Origin of the sequence: Tritonibacter sp. SIMBA_163 (genome assembly GCF_046535935.1) — a bacterium.
Lineage (GTDB): Bacteria > Pseudomonadota > Alphaproteobacteria > Rhodobacterales > Rhodobacteraceae > Epibacterium > Epibacterium scottomollicae.
Genome location: NZ_JAWJBP010001458.1, coordinates 1 through 232 on the forward strand (window position 1 = coordinate 1; position 232 = coordinate 232).

Annotated in this window: 1 protein-coding gene; it reads right to left on the reverse strand. The window is 59.9% G+C overall.

Translation table 11 applies throughout. From position 1 onward, the window contains the following. The coding region (locus R0J92_RS27130; RefSeq protein ID WP_411053966.1) for a c-type cytochrome at positions 1-204 on the reverse strand (204 nt) is incomplete at its 3' end. Positions 205-232: the final 28 nt, after the last annotated feature.

Here is a 232-nt window from a genome sequence, read left to right on the forward strand (position 1 = left end):
GACGGTGCCAGCGTGACGGCCAGCGATGCCCCAGAGGTTGGGGCCGGTTCTGCCGCCTCTGACGTTGGTTTCGTCCGTGTCAGAGACGATCTGGTGACAGGCTTTGCACTTGTTGAAGGCTTTCTCGCCCTTCTCGGCGTCGCCCTCGGCAAGGGCTGGCACCGCGAGACAAACAAGCGCGGCCGTGGTTAGAATTCGTTTCATAAACTGGCTCCTATGAGTTCTAGTCGCT